The 430-nt window shown below is 39.1% G+C and carries 1 protein-coding gene; it reads right to left on the reverse strand.

Annotated elements, in window-relative coordinates:
* A partial coding sequence (locus tag CVN76_RS01950; RefSeq protein ID WP_232732061.1) for a phospholipase D-like domain-containing protein occupies positions 1–425 on the reverse strand: 425 nt, incomplete at its 3' end.
* Positions 426–430 lie beyond the last annotated feature (5 nt).

Below are 430 nucleotides of genomic sequence, written 5' to 3' on the forward strand. Positions count from 1 at the left end.
AGATGCAGTCCTTGGGAAAAGACCGCTTCATCATCACTAACAGAAAGACTCCATTCCACTCCATTACTTAAGGCCGAACGTGAAAGATTAGATGATCCAACGAACAGGCTATCTTGATTTTCTTTTTGAAATAAGTAAGCTTTAGGATGAAAGGAGACCCCATTACTCTTCCATAATCTGACCTCAATCCTTGCATCAACCTCTAAGAGCATCCTTAATGCTTCTGGCTGGGTCACAAACAAATAATCGCCGGTACACACTTTAATTTCCGCTCCACGCTCCGCAGCTGCTTTTAATGCTTCCTTCAAATATTGAACACCAGATTTCATTACAAAAGAGGTTAAAATACAAATAGAAGAAGCAGAATCAATCTGCTTCAATAGATGTGTCCCTAATTGATTAGTAATTAATTGGACCTTACTCATCTTCA

This window comes from Bacillus sp. mrc49, assembly GCF_002803435.1.